Origin of the sequence: Streptosporangium sp. NPDC048047 (genome assembly GCF_040653115.1) — a bacterium.
Lineage (GTDB): Bacteria > Actinomycetota > Actinomycetes > Streptosporangiales > Streptosporangiaceae > Streptosporangium.
In genome coordinates this window covers 329561-330494 of record NZ_JBEZNH010000002.1, presented here as the reverse complement: position 1 = coordinate 330494, position 934 = coordinate 329561, and the positions used below count along the sequence as shown (strand labels likewise).

At 68.5% G+C, this 934-nt stretch carries 2 protein-coding genes; both read left to right on the top strand.

All coding sequences use genetic code 11. The annotated features are described in order from the left end of the window. Nucleotides 1-235: 235 nt before the first annotated feature. Entirely contained in the window at nt 236-478 is a 243-nt protein-coding gene (locus AB0D67_RS03230) for a ribbon-helix-helix domain-containing protein (RefSeq protein ID WP_362929313.1), read from the top strand. Beyond that, nucleotides 475-909, top strand: coding sequence for a PIN domain-containing protein (locus AB0D67_RS03225; RefSeq protein WP_362929311.1), 435 nt, complete (start codon nt 475-477; stop codon nt 907-909). The genes AB0D67_RS03230 and AB0D67_RS03225 overlap by 4 nt, the downstream gene beginning before the upstream one ends. Nucleotides 910-934: the final 25 nt, after the last annotated feature.

Here is a 934-nt window from a genome sequence, read left to right as displayed (position 1 = left end):
CACCGGCGCCCCCTCGCAGGTTCATGGCGACGCTGCGCGTCGCGGCTCGGGGGCTGGTAACCGATGTCTTCCCTCGTCACTCCGTCGCTCCGCTCCTGCGCTCCTCAGTCCAGACACCGGCGCCCCCTCGCAGGTTCATGGCGACGCTGCGCGTCGCGGCTCGGGGGCTCTTGGGCCGGCGCGTCCTCCCTCGTCAGCCACTGGCTTCCCGAGTGTGGGTGGTACCATATAAGGCATGCTGAAGACGACCGTCTATCTCCCCGAGGAGCTGGAAACCCGGCTGGAGGCCGAAGCCGCGGCCACGGGCGTCAGCAAAGCCGAGCTCATCCGGCGGGGCATCGCGATGCTGCTCGACGGCTCGACACGTCCCCGGCATACCCGAGCGCTTCCCGTCTTCGACAGCGGGCGCGCCATGACCGCCGAGGCCATGGACGACGAGATCCACGAGCACATCAGGGAACGAGCAGCACGCCGTTGATCGTCGTCGCCGATACCTCCGCCCTTTACGCGGCCTTCGACCGCGCGCAGCCCGAACACCGACGCGCCGCCGATATCGCCCAGCACGAAGTCCTCGCCATCTCCCCCCTGGTGGTCACCGAACTGGACCACCTAGTCCACCGTGGCCTGGGATTCCCTGCCGCGATGCAGATCATGGAGGCCCTGAACGCCCGCATGGGAGACGGTCAGTACCGGTTGGCCGAGTTGAAGCCCGCCGACCTCGTCGCGGCTCACAGCGTCCGCATGAAGTACGAGGGGCTGCGACTGGACCTGGCGGACGCCGTGGGCGTGGTGCTGGCCGACCGGTACAGGACCGACCGCATCTTCACCCTCGACCAGCGCGACTTCCGGGCCATCGAGCCCCTGACACGCGGCCTCACCTCTTTTCGCATCCTGCCCGCCGACGCCTGACGCTCTCTGTTCATGGCGACGCTGC